The organism is Paraclostridium dentum, from assembly GCF_012922555.1.
GTDB lineage: Bacteria > Bacillota > Clostridia > Peptostreptococcales > Peptostreptococcaceae > Paraclostridium > Paraclostridium dentum.
This window is the reverse complement of the sequence record NZ_WIPK01000061.1, coordinates 1-891: the sequence shown is the minus strand read 5'-3', so window position 1 is coordinate 891 and position 891 is coordinate 1. Positions and strand designations below refer to the sequence as shown.

At 45.8% G+C, this 891-nt stretch carries 1 protein-coding gene; it reads right to left on the bottom strand.

What is annotated here, in order from left to right; all coding sequences use genetic code 11:
- Positions 1–311: 311 nt before the first annotated feature.
- Positions 312–872: a glutathione peroxidase gene (locus GFJ41_RS20900; RefSeq protein ID WP_170075977.1), complete on the bottom strand. Its 561-nt coding sequence runs from the start codon at positions 870–872 to the stop codon at positions 312–314.
- Positions 873–891 lie beyond the last annotated feature (19 nt).

Below are 891 nucleotides of genomic sequence, written 5' to 3'. Positions count from 1 at the left end.
TTCAGATTAATTGCTCCGAGTTTTTGACTGTACGTATAATAGATTGGGTATTGTGATTGGGAATGGTAGGGAAAAAAGGAATGGGATTCCTTTCCAGTTGACCGTCTGTGAACTGGTGATCTTCCCATGAGAAGTTGCACGCCAAATGCATCGGGTTTGTCTTTTCCACAGAGAGGGTTTCAAGACAAACCGTCATAAATGCATGGGATGATACCACTGACCCCCAGCAGGCTTCAGGAAAGGATCGGAAACGGAAATGGAAATGATCGGTTATGGGGACATCTAGCTCCAGGTGAAATTAAATGCTGGGTTTACAGATATTTCAGGAGATCGTTTTCCATTTCAAATGGATCTTGAAGTGGTGAGTATCTCTTCACAACCTGACCTTGTCTGTCAATAAGGAACTTGGTGAAATTCCACTTGATTGAATTCACGAGAAATCCTTGGCCATTGGGTTGCTCCTTTAACCACTTCCACAGGGGATGAGCATCTTGTCCATTTACATCGATCTTGCTGAATAGGTCAAATTGCACATCATAGGACTGGGCATATTTTTTTATCTGTTCATGGGAGCCAGGTTCCTGGTTGGCGAACTGGTTGCATGGGAAAGCAAGGATGGATAAACCTCTCTCAGCGTACTTGGCGTGCAACTGTACGAACTGAGAGTAGTTTACTGGGGCTTTGCCTCATTTGGTGGCAACGTTGGTGATAATAACCACCCGACCCCTGTATTTTTCCATAGACACGTCGTTGCCATCGATATCTGTAGCAGTGAAGTCATAAATAGACGTGGCTGTTGTCCAGTCCTTGGCCTGTGCAGACGCTGTCTGCAGCAGGATGGAGAAAAGGACGGAGGACGATAGGAGCAGCATGGCTGCCTCTCAAAAGGAC